At 70.8% G+C, this 25906-nt stretch carries 14 protein-coding genes; 12 read left to right on the top strand and 2 right to left on the bottom strand.

Annotated features, from left to right (window positions below; all coding sequences use genetic code 11):
* The first annotated feature begins 10 nt into the window (after positions 1–10).
* From Q4V64_RS36575 to Q4V64_RS36560, 4 genes are all read left to right on the top strand, one after another.
* A complete protein-coding gene (locus Q4V64_RS36575) occupies positions 11–1723 on the top strand; it encodes an ABC transporter ATP-binding protein (RefSeq protein ID WP_124439117.1) in 1713 nt (570 codons plus the stop codon).
* Positions 1720–3471, top strand: coding sequence for an ABC transporter ATP-binding protein (locus Q4V64_RS36570; RefSeq protein WP_124439118.1), 1752 nt, complete (start codon positions 1720–1722; stop codon positions 3469–3471). Before Q4V64_RS36575 ends, Q4V64_RS36570 begins: the two co-directional genes overlap by 4 nt.
* 311 nt (positions 3472–3782) lie before the next feature.
* Entirely contained in the window at positions 3783–5843 is a 2061-nt protein-coding gene (locus Q4V64_RS36565; protein ID WP_124439119.1) for a M4 family metallopeptidase, read from the top strand.
* Positions 5844–6045: 202 nt separating this feature from the next.
* Positions 6046–7704: a M4 family metallopeptidase gene (locus Q4V64_RS36560; protein WP_124439120.1), complete on the top strand. Its 1659-nt coding sequence runs from the start codon at positions 6046–6048 to the stop codon at positions 7702–7704.
* Positions 7705–7769: 65 nt separating this feature from the next.
* Here Q4V64_RS36560 and Q4V64_RS36555 read toward each other — a convergent pair whose 3' ends face one another.
* Positions 7770–8768 (bottom strand): GNAT family N-acetyltransferase, encoded by a 999-nt coding sequence (locus Q4V64_RS36555; RefSeq protein WP_124439121.1) that lies wholly within the window; start codon positions 8766–8768, stop codon positions 7770–7772.
* A gap of 124 nt (positions 8769–8892) precedes the next feature.
* Here Q4V64_RS36555 and Q4V64_RS36550 point away from each other — a divergent pair, with 124 nt between their 5' ends.
* The 3 genes from Q4V64_RS36550 (at position 8893) to Q4V64_RS36540 (ending at position 13486) form a co-directional block, all read left to right on the top strand.
* Positions 8893–9402 carry a DUF1990 domain-containing protein gene (locus Q4V64_RS36550; RefSeq protein ID WP_124439122.1) on the top strand — a complete coding sequence of 170 codons (510 nt, stop codon included), beginning with the start codon at positions 8893–8895 and terminating at the stop codon, positions 9400–9402.
* Positions 9403–9560: 158 nt separating this feature from the next.
* A complete protein-coding gene (locus Q4V64_RS36545; RefSeq protein WP_216377579.1) occupies positions 9561–9914 on the top strand; it encodes a trypco2 family protein in 354 nt (117 codons plus the stop codon).
* Entirely contained in the window at positions 9911–13486 is a 3576-nt protein-coding gene (locus tag Q4V64_RS36540; RefSeq protein ID WP_124439123.1) for a serine protease, read from the top strand. Before Q4V64_RS36545 ends, Q4V64_RS36540 begins: the two co-directional genes overlap by 4 nt.
* Before the next feature lie 25 nt (positions 13487–13511).
* On the opposite strand, the gene Q4V64_RS36535 is transcribed toward Q4V64_RS36540, so the two are convergent.
* Positions 13512–16130: a glycosyltransferase family 1 protein gene (locus Q4V64_RS36535; RefSeq protein ID WP_124439124.1), complete on the bottom strand. Its 2619-nt coding sequence runs from the start codon at positions 16128–16130 to the stop codon at positions 13512–13514.
* Between the two features lie 313 nt (positions 16131–16443).
* Between Q4V64_RS36535 and Q4V64_RS36530 the strand changes: the two genes are divergently transcribed.
* The 5 genes from Q4V64_RS36530 to glgB all read left to right on the top strand — a co-directional run bounded on the left by Q4V64_RS36530 (position 16444) and on the right by glgB (position 25900).
* Positions 16444–17820 carry a S8 family peptidase gene (locus Q4V64_RS36530; RefSeq protein ID WP_124439125.1) on the top strand — a complete coding sequence of 459 codons (1377 nt, stop codon included), beginning with the start codon at positions 16444–16446 and terminating at the stop codon, positions 17818–17820.
* A 242-nt stretch (positions 17821–18062) separates the two neighbouring features.
* Positions 18063–20168, top strand: coding sequence for an alpha-1,4-glucan--maltose-1-phosphate maltosyltransferase (locus Q4V64_RS36525; protein WP_303713777.1), 2106 nt, complete (start codon positions 18063–18065; stop codon positions 20166–20168).
* Entirely contained in the window at positions 20165–21865 is a 1701-nt protein-coding gene (gene treS, locus Q4V64_RS36520) for a maltose alpha-D-glucosyltransferase (RefSeq protein ID WP_124439130.1), read from the top strand. The genes Q4V64_RS36525 and treS overlap by 4 nt, the downstream gene beginning before the upstream one ends.
* A 94-nt stretch (positions 21866–21959) precedes the next feature.
* Complete coding sequence (locus Q4V64_RS36515) at positions 21960–23366, top strand: maltokinase (RefSeq protein WP_124439131.1); 1407 nt, start codon at positions 21960–21962, stop codon at positions 23364–23366.
* The gene (gene glgB / locus Q4V64_RS36510) at positions 23363–25900 is read left to right on the top strand and encodes a 1,4-alpha-glucan branching enzyme (RefSeq protein WP_124439132.1); all 2538 of its coding nucleotides are present in this window, start codon (positions 23363–23365) and stop codon (positions 25898–25900) included. Before Q4V64_RS36515 ends, glgB begins: the two co-directional genes overlap by 4 nt.
* Positions 25901–25906: the final 6 nt, after the last annotated feature.

The following is a 25906-nucleotide window of genomic DNA, read 5'->3' as shown; positions in this document are numbered from 1 at the left end:
ACAACAGCACATGATCGACACGTACGAGGATCCGGGTACGCCCGGCTGTCGCGGCGGCTGGTCGTACCTGTGGTGGCTGGTACGGCGGCAGCCGGGGCGGTCCGTCGCGGGGGCGCTGCTGGGAAGCGTGTGGATGGTGCTGCTGTCGGCCACGCCGTACATGATGGCGCGGGCCGTCGACGACGGGCTTGAGCGGGGCGACACGGGCACCCTCGCCGGATGGACGGCGGCGCTGGTCGCGGTCGGGGCGTTCAACGCCTGGCTGAGCATCATGCGCCACCGCACCATGACCCGGGTGCGGATGGACGCCAACTTCCGCACGGTCAAGGTCGTGGTCGACCACGTGGTGCGGCTGGGGGCGGCGCTGCCGCGGCGGACGGCGGCCGGGGAGGTCGTGACCATCGGTGTGGGGGACGTGCAGACGATCGCCTCCGCGCTCACGGTCGTCGGACCCGGCGTCGGCGCGGTCGTCGCCTACTGCGCGGTCGCCGCGCTGCTGCTGTCGGTGTCCGCGCAGCTGGCCGTGGTGGTGGTGCTCGGGCTGCCGCTGATCGCCGTGATCGTCGGACCGCTGATGCGGCGGTTACAGGCCACGGAGACGGAGTACCGGGAGCGCCAGGGCGTGCTGACCGCGCGGATCGGCGACCTCGCGGGCGGGCTGCGCGTCCTCAACGGCCTCGGCGGCAAGGGACTGATCGCCGACGGGTTCCGCCGGGACTCGGCACGGCTGCGGGACCAGGGGTACCGGGTCGGGGCCGTCACCAGCTGGATGCAGGCGGTCGGGGTGGGACTGCCGACGCTGTTCCTGGCCGTCGTGACCTGGCTGGCGGCCCGGCTGGCCGCCCAAGGGGCGATCACCGTGGGCGAGTTGGTGGCGGTCTACGGCTATGTCGCCGTGATCGTGCGTCCGGTGGCGTACTTCATCGACTGGGGCTACATGCTGGGCCGGGGAGCGGTGGCCGCCCGGCGCGTCGTCGGGCTGCTGCGGCTGGAGCCGGAGCCGGACGGCGGCACCCGCGACGCGCCCGCCGAACCGGCCGTGCTGCACGACCCGGAATCCGGGGTGCGGGTGCTGCCGGGCCGGCTGACCGCGCTGGCCGGGGCCCGGCCGGCGGACACCGCGGCCGTCATCGACCGCCTGGGCCGGTACGAGCCCTCCGCGGCCACCTGGGGCGGGGTGCGCCTGGACGAGATCCCGCTGCCGCGGCTGCGCACCCGGATCCTGGTCGCCGACCCCGAGGCCGACCTGTTCGCGGGCCCGCTGCGCGCGCTGGTCGGCGGCTGCCGGGAGCCCTGCGAGGCGGAGATCCTGCGCGCGGTGCACGCGGCCGTGGCGGACGACATCGTGCAGGGTCTGCCGGACGGGCTCGACTCGCCGGTCGACGCGCAGGGCCGCAACCTCTCCGGCGGCCAGCGACAGCGTGTCCGGCTCGCGCGGGCGCTGCTCGCCGACCCCGAGGTACTGCTGGCCGTGGAGCCCACGTCGGCGCTCGACGCGCACACCGAGGCCGCGGTCGCGGACCGGCTGCGGGAGGCGCGCGAGGGTCGTACGACCGTCCTCACCACCACGTCACCGCTCGTGCTGGACCGGGCGGACATCGTGTACCACCTGGTCGACGGCAAGGTCGCGGCGAGCGGCAGCCATGCGCGACTGCTGGCGGAGGACCCCGGCTATCGGTCTCTCGTGGCGCGGGACACGGACGCCGAGGAGGTCGTGGGATGAGTCAGGGGCACCTGCCCATCGCCGAGCCCCCCGACGTGCGCCGGGCCGCGGTACGGCTGATGCGGGCCGACCGGCGGGCCTTCCTGGCCGTACTCGCCCTGAACGCGGCAGCCGCCGCGGCGGGGCTCGCCGGGCCGTGGCTGCTCGGCCGGATCATCGACGAGGTGCGGGCCGGGAGCGGGGCGGGAGCCGTGGACCGGCTGGCGCTCGGCATCCTGGTGTGCGCGGGGGCGCAGCTGCTGCTGGCGCGCTGGGCCCGGTACCTGGGGCACCGGTTCGGGGAGCGGACGTTGGCGCGGGTGCGCGAGGAGTTCGTCGACCGGGCGCTGGCGCTGCCCGCATCGGTGGTGGAGCGGGCCGGTACGGGCGACCTGACCGCACGCGGTACGGCCGACGTGACGACCGTCGGCACCACGCTGCGGGACACCGGTCCCCAGCTCCTGATCAACATCATCGAGGCGCTGTTCCTGCTCGGTGCGGTGTTCGTCATCGACCCGCTGCTCGGCGCGATCGGCGTGTTCACCCTGATGCCCATCTGGTGCGTGCTGCGCTGGTATCTGCGCCGGGCCCGCGCGGCCTATCTCGCCGAGGGCGAGGCCAATTCCCAGGTCGCGGAGATCCTCTCGGCGACCGTGTCCGGCGCCCGGACGGTCGAGGCGTTCCGGCTGGCCGAGCGGCGGATCGCGACGAGCCGGGACGCGCTGGAGGTCTCCCGCCGCCGACGCTTCCACACGCTGTACCTGCGCACCGTGTTCTTCCCCGTCGTGGAGGTGTCGTACATCCTTCCCGTGGCCGGGGTGCTGCTGGCCGGCGGGGCCCTGCACGCACACGGAGCGATGAGCCTGGGGTCGGTCGTGGCGGCCGCGGTGTATCTGCAGCAGTTCAGCGCGCCGTTGGACGAGATCCTGGTCCGGGTCGAGCAACTGCAGAGCAGCGGCGCCTCCTTCGCCCGCGTCGAGGGGCTGGCCCGGGCGCCCAGGGCGGACCAGGCCGACTCCCCCACGCCGGACGGCGACCGGATCGACGTGACCGACGTGCACTACTCCTACGGTCGCGGCGCCGAGGTGCTGCACGGGGTGGACCTCACCGTGCGTCCCGGGGAACGGCTGGCGGTCGTCGGCCCCTCCGGCGCCGGGAAGACCACCCTGAGCAGGCTGCTGGCGGGCGTCGACGCGCCGACCTCGGGCACGGTGACGGTGGGCGGGGTGCCGGTCGTCGGTCTCGGGCCCGAGCAACTGCGCCGCCAGGTCGTGCTGGTCACGCAGGAGCACCACGTGTTCCTGGGCACGCTCCGCGACAACCTCCTGATCGCCGAACCCGGCGCGAGCGACGGGGAGTTGTGGGCCGCGCTGACCGCCGTCGGCGCCGAGACCTGGGTACGTGAGCTGCCCGGCGGCCTCGACACGGCGCTGGGCGAGGGCGGTTGCCGTACGGACGGCTCCCAGGCCCAGCAACTCGCCCTGGCCCGGGTCGTCCTGGCCGACCCGCACACGCTGATCCTCGACGAGGCCACCGCCCTGCTGGATCCGACGACCGCCCGGCACACCGAGCGCGCCCTGGCCGCCGTACTCGAGGGCCGTACCGTCATCGCCATCGCCCACCGCCTGCACACCGCGCACGACGCGGACCGGGTGGCGGTGATGGAGGACGGCCGGCTGACCGAACTCGGCACGCACGAGGAGCTGGTGGCGGCTCAGGGGGCGTACGCGGCGCTGTGGGGGTCGTGGCACGGGGACGCGCGCCCCTGAGCCGGCCTCCGGCCTGGTCGCCCTCCGACTGACCCAATAGTCCGCGTAACGAATAGTCCGTATATCGAACATGAACCCCCGAACAACGAACGACTTCCGGCCAATCTTCTGACGCGCCCCTGACAGGAGCCACGATCTCCTGCCACTCTTCCCACGACTACGTCACAGCAACCCCACAGATCCATCACACCGTTGCGCCGTGGCGTCGCTCCCGCACGTCGTTCTGCGTACCACCCCGTTGTGCCCGGACGGCCCACCCGCCGACCGGTCTCCCCTTGGCCGCGCGACCCGCGGCCGCGCAGAAGGAGTCAGTGTTGAGAAGTCCCTCCCACAGACGCACCTCCCACACCCGCACCATCCGCCCGGCGCACCGCCGGGCCGCCGCCGTCGCTCTCGTCGGCGTCTCCGCCCTGATCGCCGCGGCCGTCCAGTCGGGCGCCGCCACCGCCGCCCCGGAGAAGGCACCGTCGGCTGCGGGCAAGGTCGTACCGGGCTCGGAGTCGGTCAAGCTCACCCCCGCCCAGCGCGCCGAACTGATCCGCCAGGCCGACGCCGCCAAGGCGGACACCGCGAAGGACCTGGGCCTGGGCGCCAAGGAGAAGCTGGTCGTCCGTGACGTCCTCAAGGACGGCGACGGCACGGTCCACACGCGCTACGAGCGCACCTACGACGGCCTGCCCGTCCTCGGCGGCGACCTCGTCGTCGAGAGCACCAAGGCCGACGCCACCGAGGCCGTCGTCAAGGCCACCCGGGCCGCCATCAAGCCGGCCACCACCACGGCCGCCCTGCCCGCCGCCAAGGCCGAGAAGCAGGCGCTCGCCGCGGCGAAGGCGGAGGACGCCAAGAGCCCCGATGTCAACCGCGCCCCGCGCAAGGTGATCTGGGCGGGCGACGGCAAGCCGACGCTGGCGTACGAGACGGTCGTGGGCGGGTTCCAGCACGACGGCACCCCGCAGGAGCTGCACGTCGTCACGGACGCGGCGAGCGGCGAGAAGCTGTACGAGTGGGAGGCCATCGAGACCGGCACCGGCAACACGGTGTACAGCGGCACGGTCACCCTCGGCACCACACAGTCCGGGTCGGCGTTCAACCTCACCGACGGCGCCCGCGGCAACCACAAGACGTACAACCTCAACCGCGGCACCTCCGGCACCGGCACGCTCTTCTCCGGCCCCGACGACATCTGGGGCAACGGCAGCCCGTCCAACCTGGAGTCGGCCGCCGCCGACGCGCACTACGGCGCCGCGCTGACCTGGGACTACTACAAGAACGTGCACGGGCGTTCGGGCATCCGCGGCGACGGCGTGGGCGCGTACTCCCGCGTCCACTACGGCAACAACTACGTCAACGCGTTCTGGTCGGACGGCTGCTTCTGCATGACGTACGGCGACGGCTCGGGCAACGCCAACCCGCTGACGTCCATCGACGTGGCCGCGCACGAGATGACCCACGGGCTCACCTCCAACACGGCCGGGCTCAACTACAGCGGCGAGTCCGGCGGGCTGAACGAGGCCACCTCCGACATCTTCGGCTCGACGGTCGAGTTCTACGCCAACAACTCCTCCGACGTCGGTGACTACCTCATCGGCGAGGAGATCGACATCAACGGCGACGGCACGCCGCTGCGGTACATGGACCGGCCGAGCCAGGACGGCTCGTCCAAGGACAACTGGTACTCCGGCATCGGCTCGATCGACGTGCACTACTCCTCGGGCCCGGCGAACCACTTCTTCTACCTGCTGAGCGAGGGCAGCGGCGCCAAGACCATCAACGGTGTCACCTACAACTCGCCCACCGCGGACGGCCTTGCGGTCACCGGCATCGGCCGGGACAAGGCGGAGAAGATCTGGTTCCGCGCGCTGACCACGAAGTTCACGTCCACCACCAACTACGCGGGCGCCCGCACCGGCACCCTGGCTGCGGCCGGTGAGCTGTACGGCACCACCTCGCCCGAGTACACGGCGGTGGCGAACGCCTGGGCGGGCGTCGCGGTCGGCGCGCGTCCCGGCGGTGGCGGTGGCGGTACGTCCTTCGAGAACGCCACCGACGTATCGATTCCGGACAACGGCGCGGCGGTCACCTCGTCGATCACCGTCTCCGGCCGGACGGGCAACGCGCCGTCGAACCTCGCGGTGGCGGTCGACATCGTCCACACCTACGTCGGTGACCTCCAGGTGCAGCTGGTCGCGCCCGACGGCACGGCGTACACGCTGAAGGCGTACGGCACCGGTGGGAGCTCGGACAACATCAACACCACGTACACGGTGAACGCCTCCTCCGAAGTCGCCAACGGCCTCTGGAAGTTGAGAGTCCAGGACAATGCGGCCCAGGACACCGGCCGGATCAACGGCTGGAAACTGACGTTCCCGTAAATCGCGGGCCGCGTAGGCAGGGTGCCGTCCCGGTGGTGCGAATCCCCGGGGCGGCACCCTCTTTTACGTTCCCGAAATATTTACCGGCCTGGCATTTTCCAGCCAACATCACTTGGGGGTCATGACATGTACGCGGCGCCGATGCCACTCTTCCCTCACCCGCCGCACAACTTCGCAGTACTCCCCCACATAAGGAGCTTGTGTGACTCCCCTCTACGCGCGTCACAAGCGCACGACTCTGGCCATCGCGACGGCTGTCGCGGCCGGAGCCCTCCTCACCACCGGCCTGACCACCGGCAGCGCCACCGCGGACTCCGCCCCCACCGGGAAGCCGGCCCTCGCCGGCGCCCCGCTCCTGCTGTCGGCCTCCGCCCGCACCTCCCTCGTCGAGGAGCAGCAGGCGGCCGCGCCGGAGACCGCCGAGAGAATAGGCCTCGGCGCCAAGGAGAAGCTCGTCGTCAAGGACGTCGTCAAGGATGTCGACGGCACGGTCCACACCCGTTACGAGCGCACCTACGACGGCCTGCCCGTCCTCGGCGGCGACCTGGTCGTGCACGAGTCGAAGTCGGGCGCGACCAAGGGCGTCACCAAGGCGACGAAGGCCGCCCTCAAGGTCGCCTCGACGACGGCCGAGTTGCCCGCCGCCAAGGCCGAGAAGCAGGCGCTGACGGCAGCGAAGGCCGCGGGCTCGAAGAAGACGGAGGCCGACTCGGCGCCCCGCAAGGTGATCTGGGCGGCCGACGGCAAGCCCGTCCTGGCCTACGAGACGGTCGTCGGCGGCCTCCAGGACGACGGCACCCCGAACGAGCTGCACGTCATCACCGACGCGGCGACCGGCGAGAAGCTCTACGAGTACCAGGGCGTCGAGACCGGCTCCGGCAAGAGCCTGTACAGCGGCACGGTGACGCTCGGCACGACCCTGTCGGGCTCGTCGTACCAGCTGTACGACACCACGCGCGGCGGCCACAAGACGTACAACAAGTCGCACACCACGTCGTCCTCGGCGGGCACCCTGTTCACCGACGCGGACGACGCGTGGGGCACGGGGGCGGCCTCCAGCTCCGCCACCGACCAGACCGCGGCCGTCGACGCCGCCTACGGAGCGCAGACCACCTGGGACTTCTACAAGTCCGCCTTCGGCCGCAGCGGCATCAAGAACGACGGCAAGGCGGCCCACTCCCGCGTCCACTACGGCAACGCGTACGTCAACGCCTTCTGGGACGACAGCTGCTTCTGCATGACCTACGGCGACGGCGAGGGCAACACCCACCCGCTGACGTCGCTGGACGTGGCCGGCCACGAGATGAGCCACGGCGTCACGTCGAACACGGCGGGCCTGAACTACTCCGGCGAGTCCGGCGGCCTGAACGAGGCCACGTCCGACATCTTCGGCACGGGCGTGGAGTTCTACGCGAAGAACGCCTCCGACCCGGGTGACTACCTCATCGGCGAGAAGATCGACATCAACGGCGACGGCAGCCCGCTGCGCCACATGGACAAGCCGAGCAAGGACGGCAGCTCGGTGGACTCCTGGTCCGCCGGCGTCGGCGGCATGGACGTCCACTACTCCTCGGGCCCGGCGAACCACTTCTTCTACCTCCTCTCGGAGGGCAGCGGCGCCAAGACGATCAACGGGGTTTCGTACAACTCACCGACGTCCGACGGCTCCTCGGTCACCGGCATCGGCCGGGACAAGGCACTGCAGATCTGGTACAAGGCGCTGACGACGTACTTCACGTCGACCACCAACTACAAGGCGGCCCGCACGGGCACGCTGAGCGCGGCGACAGCGCTGTACGGCTCCGACAGCACGGAGTACAAGGCGGTGGCGGCGGCCTGGTCGGCGGTCAACGTCAGCTGAGCGCGGGTGTATGGGCGGCACCCGGGGCGAAGGCATTCCCGGGTGCCGCTCCCCCGCGTCGCGCCTCAGTACGCGATCATCACCATGAACATCGCGACCCAGCACACCGCCACCAGCATGGGCAGCAGGACCATGATCAGACCGGTGGGCGACTGCTTGAGCCACTCGTTGCCCGTGTCGTCCGCGTTCCGCGCCACGATGCGCTGCCCGCCGTGCCAGGCCAGCAACTCCTCCAGTGCCGACGCGGCGTTCTTGCGGGCGCTGAGGTAACGGCGGCCGAAGCGGAGCATCTGCGAGAAGGCGATCGCGCACCCGAAGCCGATGACGCAGATGATCAGCGCCAGGCCGCGCGCCCTGTCGTGCACGGAGCTCGCGCCCTTCTCCACACCGAGCGTGAATCCGAGCGCCGCCGCCAGGCCGGCGGTGATGTAGAAGAAGTTGTTCAGCTTCTGCCAGTTGGTGTTGTCCTCGTGCTTGTACAGGTCGACGGCGATCGCGTACTGGGCCTGGAGCAGGTCCTGCCGCGGCTTGCGCGACACCCACACCATCCGCTCCCTGCCGTCGGGCGGGGTCAGCCGGGTGAGCTCGTCGAAGCCGAGCTTGCGGTGGAAACCGGCGGAGGCCTCGTTGTAGGGCTCGCTGACGACCGCCGCGATCACCGGGCTCCCCGACCAGCGCTCCAGGACGTGGTGGTAGAGCTGGGACGCGACACCGGAACGGGCCGCCGAGCGGGCCACACAGATCTGCTTGATGACGAGGAACGCCCCGAGCGTGCTCTTGATCCGGTGGTTGAGCCATTCGTCGGGCCCGATGCGCTCGTCGCTGTAGGCCAGCAGATAGCCGACCACCGTGTCGCCCTTGACGGCCACCCAGAAGTGCTCCGCGGTGCCGAGGTGGGCCCGGTAGTCATCGACGGTGTAGTCCGAGACGAGGAAACCATCACGCCCCGCGTGCTCGGGATCCGAGGTGTCCAGGCGCCAGTCCTCGGCCAGCGCCGCGATCTGCTCAAGATGGGCCTCCCCGGCCCGCACGATCTCGGCGCTGCCGGCTCCCGCCGTGCCCATGTCTGCTCCCCGTGAGATGTCACACTGCCGACTTTGACCCCAATCTACCCACCACCGGGGCGAGTTGAAGCCGACCGACACCCGGAATCCGCGCCACCGGGGCACCGCCCTACCCTTGGGTCCCATGTCCTTCACGTACGAGGATGTCGGCGCCACCCGCGAGAGCGGCCACTGCCCGCCCGGCTTCCACCCCCTGCACGTACGCACACGCATCGGCGAGGGCGAGGACGTCTTCCGCAGGGCGGCCGAGGCGGTCCTCACCTGGGAGATGCACCGCGCGATGGGCGTCGGCATCGACGCGACCGCGGACCGCGCGGCCCCCGGCGTCGACGTCACCGTCACTCTCGCCGGCATGATCAAGGCCCCGTGCCGCGTGGTCTGGACAGTGGAGGAACACCGCCGCGCGGGCTGGGCCTACGGCACACTCTCCGGCCACCCGGAGTGCGGCGAGGAGGCGTTCCTGGTGGACCGGACGGGAGACGGCACGGTCTGGCTGACCGTGAACGCCTTCAGCCGGGGCGCGAAGTGGTACGCCCGGGCGGGCGGGCCGGCGACGCGGGGGTTGCAGCATGCGTATGCGCGGCGGTGCGGGGCGGTGTTGCGGCGGTTGTGCGCCGGGCTGGACGAGGGCTGAGCGGGGCGACGGTTCGCCCCGTACACCGGATCAGGCCAGCCCACGACATCGGGGGATCTGAGGGGCGTTGGTCCGCTCGGCCCTCCCTCTGGCACTCTGTCCCCGAAGCCACGGCGACCACGGCGCTCGCTCGCGCGTGGGCGATGAATGGGGGACGCATGCCCGAGGAACTGGAACTGGCCACCGCCGTTCGGCTCGTCCGGGACAATCTGCTGCGGGCCGCGGCCGCCGCCGAGCAGGAGGACCTGCGCTTCGAAGTCGGGCCGATAGCGATGGAATTCACCGTCGAGCTGCGCCGGGATCTCACCGTGAAGACCGGTTTCAAGGCCTGGGTCCTCTCCGCCGATGCGGAGGGCAGGGCCGGCCGGACCCGCACGCACAAGGTCTCGCTGACCCTCACCCCGAAGCGGTCCGACGGTACGTCCGTGGAGATCTCCCGCGATGCCACCGACGTCGGTGGTGATCCCGCGGACGACGACACGGCTCTGTTCGTCCCACCCGACCCGGCATGAACAGAAGCCGTCTGGCGGCCGTCCGTACCAGCATCAAGGGCAAGCACAACCGCATCAGTTCGGGCTGCGTGATCGCGCCGAGGCTGGTGTTGACGGCCGGCCACGCGTTGCAACCGCAGACGGCGGCGATGTCGGTCGCCCATGTGCGTGTCCAGGTACAGCTGTTCACCGGCAGACAGCTCGCACCCGCGGACATCGTCTGGGACGGCCGTCCAGCCGGCCTCGACGCGGCCGTGCTGCGCGTCGAACCTGGGCGCTGGCCGGACGACATCGCCGACTCCTCGGTCCGGTTCGGACAGTTCGTGACCCTGCGGGCGGGCCAGGACGCGGACGCCCTGGGCTTCGCCCGGGTGCAGGGTGCGCGGCGGCCCGACGGGCTGGAGACCGCCCAGGTCTCGGGCACGGTCAGCCCGGGCGACGGGATGCTCGGCGAGCACTGGGAACTCACCGTCGACCGGGCCCCGGCCGCTCTCGGCACCTCGCCGTGGAGCGGGATGTCCGGGGCGGCCCTGTGGAGCGGGCCGCTGGTGTGCGGCGTGGTCACCGTGGACCTCGCGCACTGGAACCACGGCAAGCTCCAGGTCGTACCGGCGCACCGGCTGCTGCGCCAGGAAGAGCTGCGGGAACTGCTGCGCCAGGAACTCGGATACGTTCCTGTCGCGGAGGCAGTGGAGCTGGAGGCACTGTGCGAGCCCGCGGTGCCCAGCCGCAGCCCCCGGCTGCCGTCGGAGCTGTTGCGCCCGCAGGCCGAGGCGGTGCCCTTCACCGGCCGGGAACACGAGCTCGGGGAGTTCCGGGAATGGTGCGCCGAGGGCGGCGGTCTCGCCACCCGACTGATCACCGGGCGCGGTGGGCAGGGCAAGTCACGGTTCGCCCGGGAGCTGTCCGTGACAATGGCGACGCGCGGCTGGGTGACCGCGCAGCTGCGCGAGTCGGACGCCGAACGGGCCGAGCTGGTGAAGGGACTGCAAGCGCTGACGGCGGTCGACCAGCGGATGCTGCTCGTCATGGACTACGCCGAGACCAGCCCCGAGCTGGTCGGCAACGTACTGGAGACGCTGAAGGCGCGGGGCGGGCACCACTCCGTACGGATGGTCCTGATCGCCCGGAGCGCGGGCGAGTGGTGGGAGCAGTTGCCGGGCGCGACACGGCACAGTGCGGGCGTGCTCAGCGGGGCCCGCACCGTGGAACTGCACGACGTCGCCACCACCTCCGCCGAACGCGCCCGGATGTACCGGGCGGCCGTGCGGGCACTGGCCCGCAGGTTGCCGGACCTGAGGGAGCTCACGGAATACGCCCGCGTCGACTGGGGTGCCGTCGCCCGCGCGGTACTGGCGTGGTCGTACCGGGACACCTGCAACGGCTCCGCCCTCGACCTGCACATGCGGGCCCTGCTGGACCTGCTGACTGCGGCCGACCGGCAGGTCGCCGGCCGGGCACAGCCGCGCGAGGAACGCGGTGCGCAGGCGCGCGTCGAACTCGACGTCCAGGCTCAGCTGCTCGGTCACGAACAGCGGTACTGGAAACGCACCGCCGGCTCGTGGCCCAAGCTGGACGGCCTCGACCAGGACGTGCTGGCCGACGCGGTGGCGGTGGCCACGCTGACCCGAGCCGCCGATCCGGAGCGGGCCACGGAGCTGCTGTCGCTTGTGCCGGGCCTCGCCCAGGAGCGGGTCGCAGCGGCCGCGGAGTGGCTGCATGAGCTGTATCCGCCGGTCGAGTCGTCCTACTGGGGTGCGTTGGAACCCGATCTGCTCGGCGAGTACCACGTGGCCCTGCGGATCCGGGACAACAACGACCTGCTGACCGGACTGTTGCCGCACCTGCGCGGGCGGGAGGCCGAACGGGCGCTGACCGTGCTGGCCCGGGCGACGGCCCAGGCGGGCTGCCCTTGTCCGGACCTGGACCGGAAGGTGGAGCGGCTGATCGTCGCCCATCCGGCCGCGCTGGCCGTGCCCGCCGCAGTGGTCGCGGGGCGCTCCGAGAACCCGGGCTTCCTGCTGGACGCGCTGCGCCTGCTGACCGCGCGCAGAGATCTGCCGCTCGACCTGCTGGAGAACCTTCATGCGGCGGTGCCCGACCGCAGTCGGCTGCTGGGCGAACAGGCTCTGGAACTCGCCCGGCAACTGGTCAAGGCGCACCGCCACCGGGCTCGCCTCGCCCGCGGCGTCCCGGCGTTCGCGCCCGCGCACATCCGGGCCGGCTTGGCGCGCGCCGAGCACAACTACGCGGTGCGGCTGAGCTCCGTGCGCCGCTGGGCAGACGTAGTGGAGTCGAGCCGCCGGGCGGTACGGCTCTACCGGGCGCTCGCGCGCAGCGATCCGGCCGCGTATCTGCCGCTGCTGGCCGACTCACTGGGCGTGCGCTGGGCCGCACTGTCCGAACTACGGCGGTACCGGGAGGCGCTGGCGGACTGCGCCGAGGCGGTCCAGGTCAACCGGCAGCTGGTGGCGGGCGAGCCGGCGACGCCGGGGGCAACGACGCCGACCTCGACGGTGGCGCACCGGGCCCGGCTGGGGCAGGCGCTCAACAACCTGTCCGTGGTGCTGGCCGAGCGGGATCTGCCACAGGAGGCGCGCGCGGTCAGCGAGGAAGCCGTGGAGATCTTGGAAGAACTGGTGCGCGATCGTCCCACGCGGCACCATCTCGCCCTCCTCGCGGGCGCACTGCACAACCGGGCGAACCGCCTCTCCCCGGGGCCCCCGGCCGTCGAAGCGGTGACCCAGGCGGTGCGTATCCGCCGCAGACTCGCCCAGGCCTACCCGGACGCCTACCTACCCGCCCTGGTCGAGTCGCTCCACAACCAGGCCCTGGAGCTGGGTGAGCTCGACCAGACCCAGGAGGCGGGTCTGGTCCTCGACGAGTGTCTGCGCGTGACACTGCAGCTGGTGGAGGACCAACCCACGATCTACCGCCCGACGCTCGCCCGCGTGCTGCGCACCCGTGCCCAAGTGCTCGGCCGGAGGGGACGGCACGTCGAAGCGGTCCGGTGTGCGGTGACCGCGACACTCCTCTACCGGCAACTGGCCACGACGCAACGCGAGTTCGCTTCGGCCGTGGGGCCGCTGCTGTCCGAGATCGCGGACCTGGCCTTGTTCGCCGGGGCAGGGGTCGACGTGTGGAGGACCCTGACCCGGGAGGCTCACGCGCTGGCCCGAACCCGCCGTCGCCGCGCGGAGCGGAAGGAACTGCGCCGCACCCGCTGGCCGCGCTGGCGCGCCCACCTGCGGGCCCGGTCGAAGCAGGCGGCCGGGATCAGGATCAAGCCCAGGGTCCGGGTGCTGCCCCTGCGTCGGAAACAGGACAACAAGCCCAGGGATCCCCGCTTCACCCTGGGCCTGTCCATCCCCAAGGCCCCTTACGTCCCGGACGTGCACGAGCTGGAGCTCGACCAGCAGGCCTTCCGGAAGATCCTCCTGAACCACGACCTGGTCAAGCTCGATCTCGTGCCCGCCGAGGTGCGGGAACTCCTGGCAGGCGCCGAATACAACCTGAAGGTGATGGCGGACGAACTCAATGCCGAACTGGAGAGTCTCATGGAGCGGTTCGATCAGCGCGACGAGTCCCTCTGACCTTCCGGCCCCGCGGTACTCCCGCTCACCGCATCAAAACCCCCGCCCCCTCCACCACATCCTCCGAAGGCACCACCACGAGCCCCAACTCCGCACTGGACGCCAGCAGCCGGTGCGCGGGAAGGATCCGGACCGTGTAGCCGTACGGGCCCGTGCGGTCCAGGGACAGGGGGCCCTCGTAGGCCCAGCGGCCCTCCGCGTCCGGGCCGCCCGCCGGTTTCAGGGGGACCGTCGTGGCGTCCGTGATGTGGTCCTCCTCGTCGACGCGGCCCGAGACCGCCTGGACCTCGACGTCGTCCGGGCCGAGGTCGCCGAGGCCGACGCGGACGCGGACGCCGAGGGTGGTGCCCAGTTCGGCCGTGGAGGTCGCGGCGGTCGTCTCGACGTGGTCGACCGTGACGCCGTGCCAGGAGGAGCGCAGGCGGGACTTCCATTCGGCCAGTTCGCGTGCCGAGTCGGGATCCAGTGTGCGGTGGGCGTGGGCCGCGGGGGCGTAGAGGCGTTCGACGTACTCGCGGACCATGCGGCCCGCCAGCACCTTCGGGCCGAGCAGGGTGAGGGTCTGGCGGACCATTTCGATCCAGCGGTCCGGCAGCCCGCCTTGGCCGCGTTCGTAGAAGCGCGGGGTCACGCGCTGTTCGAGGAGGTCGTAGAGCGCCGCGGCCTCTATGGCGTCGCGGCGGTCGGCGTCCGTGCCGGCGCCGTCCGCCGTGGGGATCGACCAGCCGAAGTCCGGCTGGAACCACTCGTCCCACCAGCCGTCCAGGACCGAGAGGTTGAGGCAGCCGTTCAACGCCGCCTTCATGCCGGACGTGCCGCAGGCCTCCAGGGGGCGCAGGGGGTTGTTCAGCCAGATGTCGCAGCCGGGGTAGAGCTTCTGGGCCATGGCCATGCCGTAGTCGGGGAGGAAGACGATGCGGTGGCGGACCCTCGGGTCGTCGGCGAAGCGGACCAGCTCCTGGACCAGGCGTTTGCCGCCGTCGTCCGCCGGGTGCGCCTTGCCCGCCACGACGATCTGGATCGGGTGTTCCGGGTGCAGGAGGAGGTCCATCAAGCGGTCCCGGTCGCGGAGCATGAGGGTGAGACGCTTGTACGACGGGACTCGGCGCGCGAATCCGATCGTGAGGACGTCGGGGTCGAGGACGCCGTCGATCCAGCCCAGCTCGGCCGTGCCCGCGCCGCGTTGCCGCCAGGAGGCGCGCAGCCGCTCCCGTACCTCCGTCACCAGTTGCTCGCGCAGGTTGCGGCGCAGCTCCCAGATGTCCTGGTCGGGGATGTCCGCGACCGCGTCCCAGCGGTCCGAGCCGCCGACGGTCATGGCGTCCTCGGTGCGCTGGGCGCCGATCTGCCGGGCGCCGAGCCGGAAGACCTCGGGGGCGACCCAGGTGGGGGCGTGCACGCCGTTGGTGACGGAGGTGATCGGCACCTCGTCGGGGTCGAAGCCCGGCCACAGTCCCGAGAACATCTCCCGGCTCACCCCTCCGTGCAGGAGCGAGACGCCGTTGGCGCGCTGGGCGAGGCGCAGGCCCATCACGGCCATGTTGAAGAGGTTGGGTTCACCGCCAGGGTAGGTCTCCATGCCCAGGTGCAGGATGCGTTCGACGTCGATGCGCGGGAGCTCGGCCTCGGGGCCGAAGTGGCGGGCGACCAGTTCGCGGTCGAAGCGGTCGATGCCGGCCGGGACGGGGGTGTGGGTGGTGAAGACGGTGCCGGCGCGGACCGCTTCGAGGGAGGAGTCGAAGTCCAGCCCCTCGGCGGAGAGCTCGGCGATCCGTTCCAGGCCGAGGAAGCCCGCGTGGCCCTCGTTGGTGTGGAAGACCTCGGGGGCAGGGTGGCCGGTGAGGCGGCAGTACGTCCGTACGGCCCTGACTCCGCCTATGCCCAGCAGCATCTCCTGGAGGAGGCGGTGCTCGCTGCCGCCGCCGTAGAGCCGGTCGGTCACCCCGCGTTCGCCGAGGTCGTTCTCCTCGACGTCCGAGTCCAGCATCAGCAGGGGCACGCGGCCGACCTGGGCCAGCCAGATCCGGGCGTGCAGCTGCTTGCCGCCGGGCAGGGCGAGGCAGACCCGGGCGGGGGTGCCGTCGGACTCCTTCAGCTGGGTGAGGGGCAGTTCGTTGGGGTCGAGCACCGGATAGTGCTCCTGCTGCCAGCCGTCCCGGGAGAGGGTCTGGCGGAAGTAGCCGTGCCGGTAGAGCAGCCCGACGCCGATGAGGGGTACGCCGAGGTCGCTGGCCGCCTTGAGGTGGTCGCCGGCGAGGATGCCGAGGCCGCCGGAGTACTGGGGCAGGGCGGCCGTGATGCCGAACTCGGGTGAGAAGTAGGCGATGGCGGCGGGGAGTTCGGCGGCCTGGGTCTGGTACCAGCGCTCGCCCGTGACGTAGTCGTGGAGGTCGTCGGCGACCGCGGAGAGGCGGCGCAGGAAGGGCCGGTCCTCGGCTAGTTCGGTCAGTCGTGCCGGGCGGACGCTGCCGAGGAGCCGTACGGGGTCGCCGCCGGAGACCGCCCAGCGCTCGGGGTCGACGGACTGGAAGAGGTCGCGGGTCTCCGCGTGCCAGGACCAGCGCAGGTTGCGCGCGAGGTCACTGAGTGGCTGCAGGGGCTCCGGGAGGACGGGTCGGACGGTGAATCGACGGATCGCCTTCACTTGCCACCTCAACGCGTTCGCTGAATGGGACGCCTGCTGCGTCGTCGTCTCTCTTGACGGTACCGGTGTTGTTGTCTCACTCGCTGGGGCTCCGCCCCCAGCCCTCCGGGCATGCCCACGAACCGCCCGACTCAGTCGGCTGCGAAGTGACCCAGTTCGGCCAAGCCGATTTGGCCGGTTCCGCCCCTGTAGGCGTCCTTGTGGTACTTCACCCCACGCGAGAGGCTGCCATCACCGGCGTACCGGTCCGGACAGCCGTACACACGGCCAACCTAGGCCGCTGTGCGCCGAGTTGAGGAGGGGGTACACAGCCATGGCACGGACGCGAACGCGGCGTCTGCGCCGGGCGGGGGGCCTGACCGCGGTGACCTGTGCCGCGGCCCTTTCGGCCATCACCCTGCCCGCGCACGCCGCACCGGAGGGGCGGATACTCGGCGCCGGACAGCCCGGCTCCGTCAGCGGAAGTTACCTGGTGACGCTCAAGGGAGGAACGAAGGCTCCCTCGGCGGCCGGAAAGGACCTCGCCGAGACATACGGGGCGAAAATCAGCCACACCTACGGCACGGTCCTCAACGGCTACGCCGTGCAGGCGAACGAGAGACAGGCCAGGCGCCTCGCGGCCGACTCCCGCGTCGCCTCGGTCGTCCAGGACACCCGTGTAGCCCTAGGGCCTGTGTCGAAAGTGGCGCCTGCCGGGCGACGCCCGGCACGCACTCTCGCCGCACCGGGCGAAAGCCCAAGTACATCCAGTACGAGGGCTTCCGCCCGGCACGCCGAGAGCACGCACCAGACGCCGCCCGGCCCGCCCTCCGGGCGGACGACGCCACTTTCGACACAGGCCCTAGACCACACCCAGAAGAACCCGCCGTCCTGGGGCCTGGACCGCATCGACCAGCGGAACCTGCCGCTGAACAAGAACTACACCTGGCCGGAGTCCGGGGGCGCCGGTGTGACGGTGTACGTGATCGACACCGGCATCCGGACCACGCACAAGGACTTCGGCGGCCGGGCGAGTCACGGCTGGGACTTCGTCGGCAACGACAGGACGGCGAACGACGGCAACGGACACGGCACGCATGTCGCCGGTACCGTCGCCGGCACGACGTACGGCGTCGCCAAGAAGGCCAAGGTCGTCGCCGTACGCGTCCTCGACAACGCCGGCGCGGGCACCACCGCCCGCGTCATCGCCGGCATCGACTGGGTGACAAAACACGCCAGGAAACCCGCGGTCGCCAACCTCAGCCTGGGGGGCTACTACAACGCCCAGCTCGACGCCGCCGTACGCAACTCCATCGCGTCCGGTGTGACCTACACGGTCGCCGCGGGCAACGACGGGCTGCCGGCCGGCCTCTACTCCCCCGCCGGTGTGCCGCAGGCGATCACGGTGGGCGCGACCGACAGGCAGGACACGAAACCGGGCTTCTCCAACTTCGGCGCGGCGCTCGACCTGTTCGCCCCGGGCGTGGCCATCACGTCCGCGTCCCACACGAGCAACACGAGCCGGGCGACCTTCTCCGGTACGTCGATGGCGTCGCCGCACGCGGCGGGCGCGGCCGCGCTGTATCTCGCGGACCATCGCAAGGCCACGCCCGCCCAGGTCGGCAAGGCACTGGTCGCGCAGGCCGCGTCCGGAAAGGTCTCCGGACGGGGACTCGGCTCACCGAACAAACTTCTGCAAGTACCGCGCTGACAGCGGCCAACCACCAGCCACAGACCGGCCAAGTCCCGGCACCGGCCCCGTTCGGCCAGAACGGGGCCGGTCTTGTGTGTAGACATACGCGTGAGTAGTTAACAAAGTGCCGGATTGCCCACCCGAATAGGGTGGGAAGGCTCCTCCGGTACGCCCCGCGCATAGAGTCTCCAGGGACACCACGCAGGACCCACCTCCCCACAGCCATCCGCCCACCCACGTTGACGCGGACAGGAGCGGTCATGCCCGCCACGCACCACTCGTCAGCACCTCCGACATCCCCCACCGAAGCACGCCCCGTGCGCCCGGTCGACGCCGGACCGCCGGACGCCTTCGCCCTGGAGCCACCCTCCGCGGGCGAGGCCACGGCCATCGGGCGCATACCCGTACTCGACGTCCGCCCGGTCGTCCAGCACGGACGCAGGCCCGCCAAGGCGGTGACCGGCGAGACCTTCGAGATCTCGGCCACCGTGTTCCGCGAGGGGCACGACGCCGTCGCCGCCAACGTCGTACTGAAGGATCCTCAGGGCCGGCCGGGGCCCTGGACGCCGATGCGGGAACTCGCCCCCGGCACCGACCGGTGGGGCGCCGAGGTCACCCCCGACGTCGTGGGCAACTGGACGTATCGCGTCGAGGCCTGGAGCGACCCGGTCACCACCTGGCGGCACCACGCGCAGATCAAGATCCCGGCGGGGATGGACACGGAACTGGTCCTGGAGGAGGGCGCCGACCTGTACGAGCGGGCGGCGGCCGGAGTCCCGGCGGGCCCGGCGCGGGCGGCGGTGCTGGCGGCTGTGGAGGTGTTGCGCGACGACTCCCTGCCGGTCGCGACGCGTCTCGCCGCCGCGTTGACGCCGGAGGTGGACGCGGTGCTGGCCCGGCATCCGCTGCGGGAACTGGTCACCGCCTCCCAGACCCTGCCGCTGCGGGTGGAACGCGAACGCGCCCTGTACGGCTCCTGGTACGAGTTCTTCCCCCGCTCCGAAGGCACCCCCGAACGCCCGCACGGCACCTTCCGCACCGCCGCCCGCCGCCTGCCCGCGATCGCGGCCATGGGCTTCGACGTGGTCTACCTGCCCCCGATCCACCCCATCGGCACCACCTTCCGCAAAGGCCGCAACAACACCCTCTCCGCCGGACCCGACGACGTCGGCGTGCCCTGGGCCATCGGCTCCCCCGAGGGCGGCCACGACGCCGTCCACCCCGACCTGGGCACCCTCGAGGACTTCGACCACTTCGTGACCCGAGCCCGCGAGGTGGGGCTGGAGATCGCGCTGGACTTCGCCCTGCAGTGCTCCCCCGACCACCCCTGGGTACACAAACACCCCGAGTGGTTCCATCACCGCCCCGACGGCACGATCGCGTACGCGGAGAACCCGCCGAAGAAGTACCAGGACATCTACCCCATCGCCTTCGACGCCGACATGGACGGCCTGATCGCCGAGACCCTGCGCGTCCTGCGGCACTGGATGGACCACGGGGTGCGGATCTTCCGCGTCGACAACCCGCACACCAAACCGGTCGTCTTCTGGGAGCGGGTGATCGCCGACATCAACCGCACCGACCCCGACGTGATCTTCCTGGCCGAGGCGTTCACCCGCCCGGCGATGATGCACACCCTGGCCCAGATCGGCTTCCAGCAGTCCTACACCTACTTCACCTGGCGCAACAGCAAGCAGGAACTGACCGACTACCTCACCGAACTCTCCGGGGAAGCGGCCGCCTACATGCGGCCCAACTTCTTCACCAACACCCCCGACATCCTGCACGCCTACCTCCAGCACGGCGGCCGCCCCGCCTTCGAGGCACGGGCCGTACTGGCCGCCACCCTCTCCCCCACCTGGGGCATCTACAGCGGCTACGAACTGTGCGAGAACACCCCGATCAGGGAGGGCAGCGAGGAGTACCTCGACTCGGAGAAGTACCAGCTCAAACCCCGCGACTGGGAAGCCGCCGAACGCGAAGGCCGCACCCTCACCCCCCTCATCACCCGGCTCAACGCCATCCGGCGCGCGAACCCGGCCCTGCGACAGCTGCGCGACCTCCACTTCCACCACGCGGACCAGGAAGCGGTGATCGCGTATTCGAAGCGGCGGGGCTCGAACACCGTTCTGGTCGTCGTCAACCTCGACCCTCACCACACCCAGGAGGCCACGGTCTCGTTGGACATGCCGCAACTCGGCCTGGAATGGCACGAGTCGGTGCCGGTGCGCGACGAGCTCACCGGCGAGACCTATCACTGGGGCAGGAACAACTATGTGCGCCTCGAGCCGGGCCGTGTGCCCGCGCACGTCTTCAGCGTCCTGCGACCGTCCACCCCGCAGATCGGAGGGTCACCCACAACATGATCGTCAACGAGCCCGTCCAGGACACCTTCGAGGACACTCCCGCCAAGGACCGGGACCCGGAGTGGTTCAAGCGCGCGGTCTTCTACGAGGTCCTCGTCCGCTCCTTCCAGGACAGCAACGGTGACGGCGTCGGCGACCTCAATGGGCTGACCGCCAAACTGGACTATCTGCAGTGGCTGGGCGTCGACTGCCTGTGGCTGCCGCCGTTCTTCAAGTCACCCCTGAGGGACGGCGGATACGACGTCTCCGACTACACCGCCGTACTGCCCGAATTCGGTGACCTCGCCGACTTCGTGGAGTTCGTGGACGCCACCCACCAGCGCGGCATGCGTGTGATCATCGACTTCGTCATGAACCACACCAGCGACCAGCACCCGTGGTTCCAGGAGTCGAGGAACAACCCCGACGGACCGTACGGCGACTACTACGTCTGGGCCGACGACGACAAACAGTTCCAGGACGCGCGGATCATCTTCGTCGACACCGAGGCCTCCAACTGGACCTTCGACCCGGTCCGCAAGCAGTACTACTGGCATCGCTTCTTCTCCCATCAGCCGGATCTGAACTACGAGAACCCGGCTGTCCAGGAGGAGATGATCTCCGCACTCCGGTTCTGGCTGGACCTCGGCATCGACGGATTCCGGCTGGACGCGGTGCCGTACCTCTACCAGCAGGAGGGCACCAACTGCGAAAACCTTCCGGCCACCCACGACTTCCTCAAGCGGGTCCGGAAGGAGATCGACGCCAGTTACCCGGACACGGTGCTGCTGGCGGAGGCGAACCAGTGGCCGGAGGACGTCGTCGACTACTTCGGCGACTACGCCAGTGGCGGCGACGAATGCCACATGGCGTTCCACTTCCCGGTCATGCCGCGGATCTTCATGGCCGTGCGACGGGAATCGCGCTACCCGGTCTCGGAAATCCTCGCCAAGACCCCGGCGATCCCCTCCAACTGCCAGTGGGGCATCTTCCTGCGCAACCACGACGAGCTGACCCTGGAAATGGTCACCGACGAAGAGCGCGACTACATGTGGGCGGAATACGCCAAGGACCCCCGCATGCGCGCCAACATCGGCATCCGGCGGCGGCTGGCGCCCCTGCTGGACAACGACCGCAACCAGATCGAACTCTTCACCGCCCTGCTGCTGTCCCTGCCGGGCTCGCCGATCCTCTACTACGGCGACGAGATCGGCATGGGCGACAACATCTGGCTCGGCGACCGGGACGCCGTCCGCACCCCCATGCAGTGGACACCGGATCGCAACGCAGGTTTTTCTTCCTGTGACCCCGGTCGCCTGTACTTGCCGACCATCATGGACCCCGTCTACGGCTACCAGGTCACCAACGTCGAGGCGTCGATGTCGTCGCCCTCCTCGCTGCTGCACTGGACCCGCCGCATGATCGAGATCCGCAAGCAGAACCTGGCCTTCGGGCTCGGGTCCTACCGGGAGCTGCCGTCCTCCAACCCGGCCGTGATCGCGTTCCTGCGGGAGTACGAGGACGACCTGGTGCTGTGCGTCAACAACTTCTCCCGGTTCGCGCAGCCCACCGAGCTGGACCTCAGCGCGTTCCACGGGCGGCATCCGGTCGAGCTGTTCGGCGGGGTCCGGTTCCCCGCGGTCGGTGACCTGCCGTATCTGCTGACTCTCGGCGGCCACGGCTTCTACTGGTTCCGGCTGCGCAAGGACGCCGCGTAGACAGCGGCAGAACCCCGGGTGGGGCGGTTTCTCCCGCCCTGCCCGGGGCACGCATCAGTAACACCCCGACCGCCCGGGGAAAGGACGCGACGCCATGTCGGAAGCCGTCACACGTATCGCCACGACAAGTCCCGGCAGTCCCGGCCTCCTTGCGTCACTGGATCCCCTGTTGCAGGAGTGGCTGCCGCGGCAGCGCTGGTTCGCGGGGAAGGGTCGTCCGGTCACCGGGTTCTCCCTGGTGGCGGCCACCGAGCTGCTGCCGCCCACGGCGAAGCTCGGCCTCTACCACCTGCTCGTGCGCGCCCACCAGCCGCTCTCGCTGGGCACCTCGACCCAGCCGGGCGACTGCTACCAGCTCCTGATAGGCGTGCGCGAGGCGCTGCCACCCCGGCTCGCGCCCGCGCTGATCGGACATCTCGACGACGGGCCGCTCGCCGGACACACGGTGTACGACGCCCTGTACGACACCCGGCCCGCCGAACTGCTCCTGGAGGCGGTGCGCTCTCGCGCCCGCATCGGCGGCCTGCGCTTCGAGCGGGACCCGCACCAGGAGATCCGGGACGGGCTGGTGCCCCGCGTGATGACCGCCGAGCAGTCCAACTCGTCGATCGTCTATGGAGATACGTTCATCCTGAAGCTGTTGCGCCGGATCGTGCCCGGTACCAATCCCGACCTGGAGCTGCCGCTGGCGCTGGCCCGCGAGGGCTGCCCCCGGGTGCCGGCGCCGACGGGATGGATACGGGCCGAGCTGGCCGGTGAGTCGTACGTCCTGGGTGTGCTCCAGCCGTTCGTGCAGGGCGCGGCGGACGGCTGGGAGCTGGCGCTGCGGGAGCTGGCCAAGGGCGAGGACTTCGGCGCGGAGGCGCGCTCGCTCGGGCGGGCCACCGCCGAGGTGCACACGGCGCTCGCCCGGGCCCTGCCCACGGTGACCCTCGGCCACACCCAGCTGCACCTGCTGGCCGACGGCATGATCGAGCGCCTGGAGGCGGCCGTGCAGGCGGTGCCGGCGCTCAGGCCGTACGCGCCCGGGCTGCACTCCACGTTCACCGCGCTGGGCGATCTGGCCGCCGAGGGCCGGACCTGGACCGCGCAGCGCATCCACGGCGATCTGCACCTGGGCCAGTGCCTGCGCTCTCCCGCCGGGCAGTGGTGGCTGATCGACTTCGAGGGCGAGCCGTCGAAGCCGCTGGCCGAGCGACGGATGCCGCAGCCGCCGGCCCGGGACATAGCGGGGATGCTGCGTTCCTTCGACTACGCGGCGCACTCGGCCGAGGTGCCGGTGCCGGGCTGGGCCGAGGCCTGCCGGGCCGCGTACTGCTCGGGATACGCCGAGGTCAGCGGGGTGGATCCGCGAACCGACCCCGTGCTCCTACGGGCCTACGAGACGGACAAGGCGATCTACGAGGTCGTCTACGAGGCCCGGCACCGCCCGGACTGGCTCCCCGTACCGATGGCCGCGATCGAGCGTTACGTCACATCCTCTAGGAGGCTCCACCCGTGACCACCCGCACCCCGTCCAGCGGTCCGGAACCGAAGAAGACCGCTGCCAAAGCCGCGAAGAGTGTGAAGAAGGCCGCGGAGAAGGCGACCGCGCCGAAGAAAGCGGTGAAGAAGGCGGCTGCGAAGAAGGCCACCCCCGAGAAGGCGGTGACGAAGAAGGCCGCGGCCAGGAAGGCGGCGCCGACCGCGAAGAAGGCGGCCCCGGCAGCCAAGAAGACGACGGCGAAGAAGACGACGGCCAAGAAGGCCACCGCGAAGACCGCCGCGAAGAAGACGACGGCCAAGAAGGTCGCCGCCAAGAGGGTCACCGCAGCCAACCCCGCTCAGCCGCCGGAGGCCATCGAGGGCCTCTCCCCCGCCGTCGACGCCGGTGACCGCGAGCGGCTGCTCGCCGGCACCCACCACGAGCCGCACGCGGTGCTCGGCGCGCATCCCGTACCCGGCGGGATCGCCTTCCGGGCCTTCCGGCCGTACGCGCGGTCCGTCACGGTCGTCGCCGGGGACGAACGGGCGGAGCTGCACGACGACGGGGACGGGTTCTTCTCGGGCCTGCTGCCGCTGCGGGAGGTCCCGGCGTACCGGCTTCTCGTGGCGTACGACGGGACGGTCCAGGACACCGAGGACGCGTACCGATTCCTGCCCGCGATCGGCGATCTCGACCTGCACCTGATCGGCGAGGGCCGGCACGAGCAGCTGTGGACGGCGCTGGGCGCGGAGCCGATGACGCACCAGGGCGTGACCGGCACCCGATTCACGGTGTGGGCGCCGAACGCGCGGGGCGTGCGGGTGGCCGGCACCTTCAACTTCTGGGACGGATCGGCGTTCCCGATGCGCTCGCTCGGCGGCACCGGCGTCTGGGAGCTGTTCGTGCCCGGCATCGGCGAGGGCGAGCTGTACAAGTTCGAGATCACCCGGCCCGACGGCTCGAAGACCCTGCGCGCCGATCCGCTGGCCCGTCGTACGGAGACCCCGCCCAACACCTCCTCCGTCGTGCACGCCTCGCACCACGAGTGGCACGACGAGGAGTGGCTGGCGCGCCGGGCGGACGCGCCCGCGCACGAGGCGCCGTTCTCCGTGTACGAGGTCCACCTGGCGTCCTGGCGGCCCGGCCTGACGTACCGGCAACTCGCCGAGCAGCTTCCGGCGTACGTCAAGGACCTGGGCTTCACCCACGTCGAGCTGATGCCGGTCGCCGAGCACCCCTTCGGCGGCTCCTGGGGCTACCAGGTCACCGGCTTCTACGCGCCGACGGCCCGGCTCGGCACTCCGGACGACTTCAAGTACCTGGTCGACGCGCTGCACCAGGCCGGGATCGGTGTGCTGATGGACTGGGTGCCGGCGCACTTCCCGCGCGACGACTGGGCGCTGGCCGAGTTCGACGGCCGTCCGCTGTACGAGCACGAGGACCCGCTGCGGGCCGCGCACCCCGACTGGGGCACGCTGGAGTTCGACTACGGCCGTCGGGAGGTGCGCAACTTCCTGGTGGCGAACGCCGTGTACTGGTGCGAGGAGTTCCACATCGACGGGCTGCGGGTGGACGCGGTCGCCTCGATGCTCTACCTGGACTACTCGCGCGAGCCCGGCCAGTGGACGCCGAACGTGCACGGCGGCCGGGAGAACCTGGACGCGGTGGCCTTCCTCCAGGAGATGAACGCCACGGTGTACCGGCGGGTGCCGGGCGTGGTGACCATCGCGGAGGAGTCCACGGCGTGGGACGGCGTCACGCGCGCCACGCACCACATGGGTCCGGGCGGTTTCGGGGGCCTCGGTTTCGGCCTGAAGTGGAACATGGGCTGGATGCACGACTCGCTGGACTACGTCAGCCACGAGCCGGTCCACCGCAAGTACCACCACAACGAGATGACCTTCTCGATGGTGTACGCCTACAGCGAGAACTACGTCCTGCCCATCTCGCACGACGAGGTCGTCCACGGCAAGCGCTCGCTGGTGTCGAAGATGCCGGGCGACTGGTGGCAGCAGCGTGCCACCCACCGCGCGTATCTGGGCTTCATGTGGGCCCACCCCGGCAAGCAACTGCTGTTCATGGGCCAGGAGTTCGCCCAGGGAGCGGAGTGGTCCGAGGCGCACGGCCCGGACTGGTGGCTCCTGGATCCCGCGTACGGGGCGGGGCCCGACCACCGTGGCGTCCTCGACCTGGTCCGCGACCTCAACACCGTCTACCGCGCGACCCCCGCCCTCTGGCAGCTCGACATCGAACCGTCCGGCTTCCAGTGGGTGGTCGGAGACGCCGCCGAGGACAACGTCTTCGCGTTCCTGAGGTACGACGCGGAAGGCACCCCCCTCCTGGCGGTCTCCAACTTCTCCCCGGTCGTCCGCCACGACTACCGCCTCGGCGCCCCCGACGACATCCCCGCCTGGCACGAGACCCTCAACACCGACGCGGGGCGGTACGGCGGCAGCGACGTCACCAACCCGGACATCATCAAGCCGGAGCCGCAGGGGTGGCACGGCCGTCCGGCGAGCATCCGGTTGACGTTGCCGCCGCTGGCGACGGTGTGGCTGCGGCCGGCCTGAAACGTG

Origin of the sequence: Streptomyces sp. NL15-2K, from assembly GCF_030551255.1 — a bacterium.
Taxonomy (GTDB): Bacteria; Actinomycetota; Actinomycetes; order Streptomycetales; family Streptomycetaceae; genus Streptomyces.
Note: the sequence above shows the minus strand (reverse complement) of the source record. Positions and strands in the feature narration are given on the sequence as shown.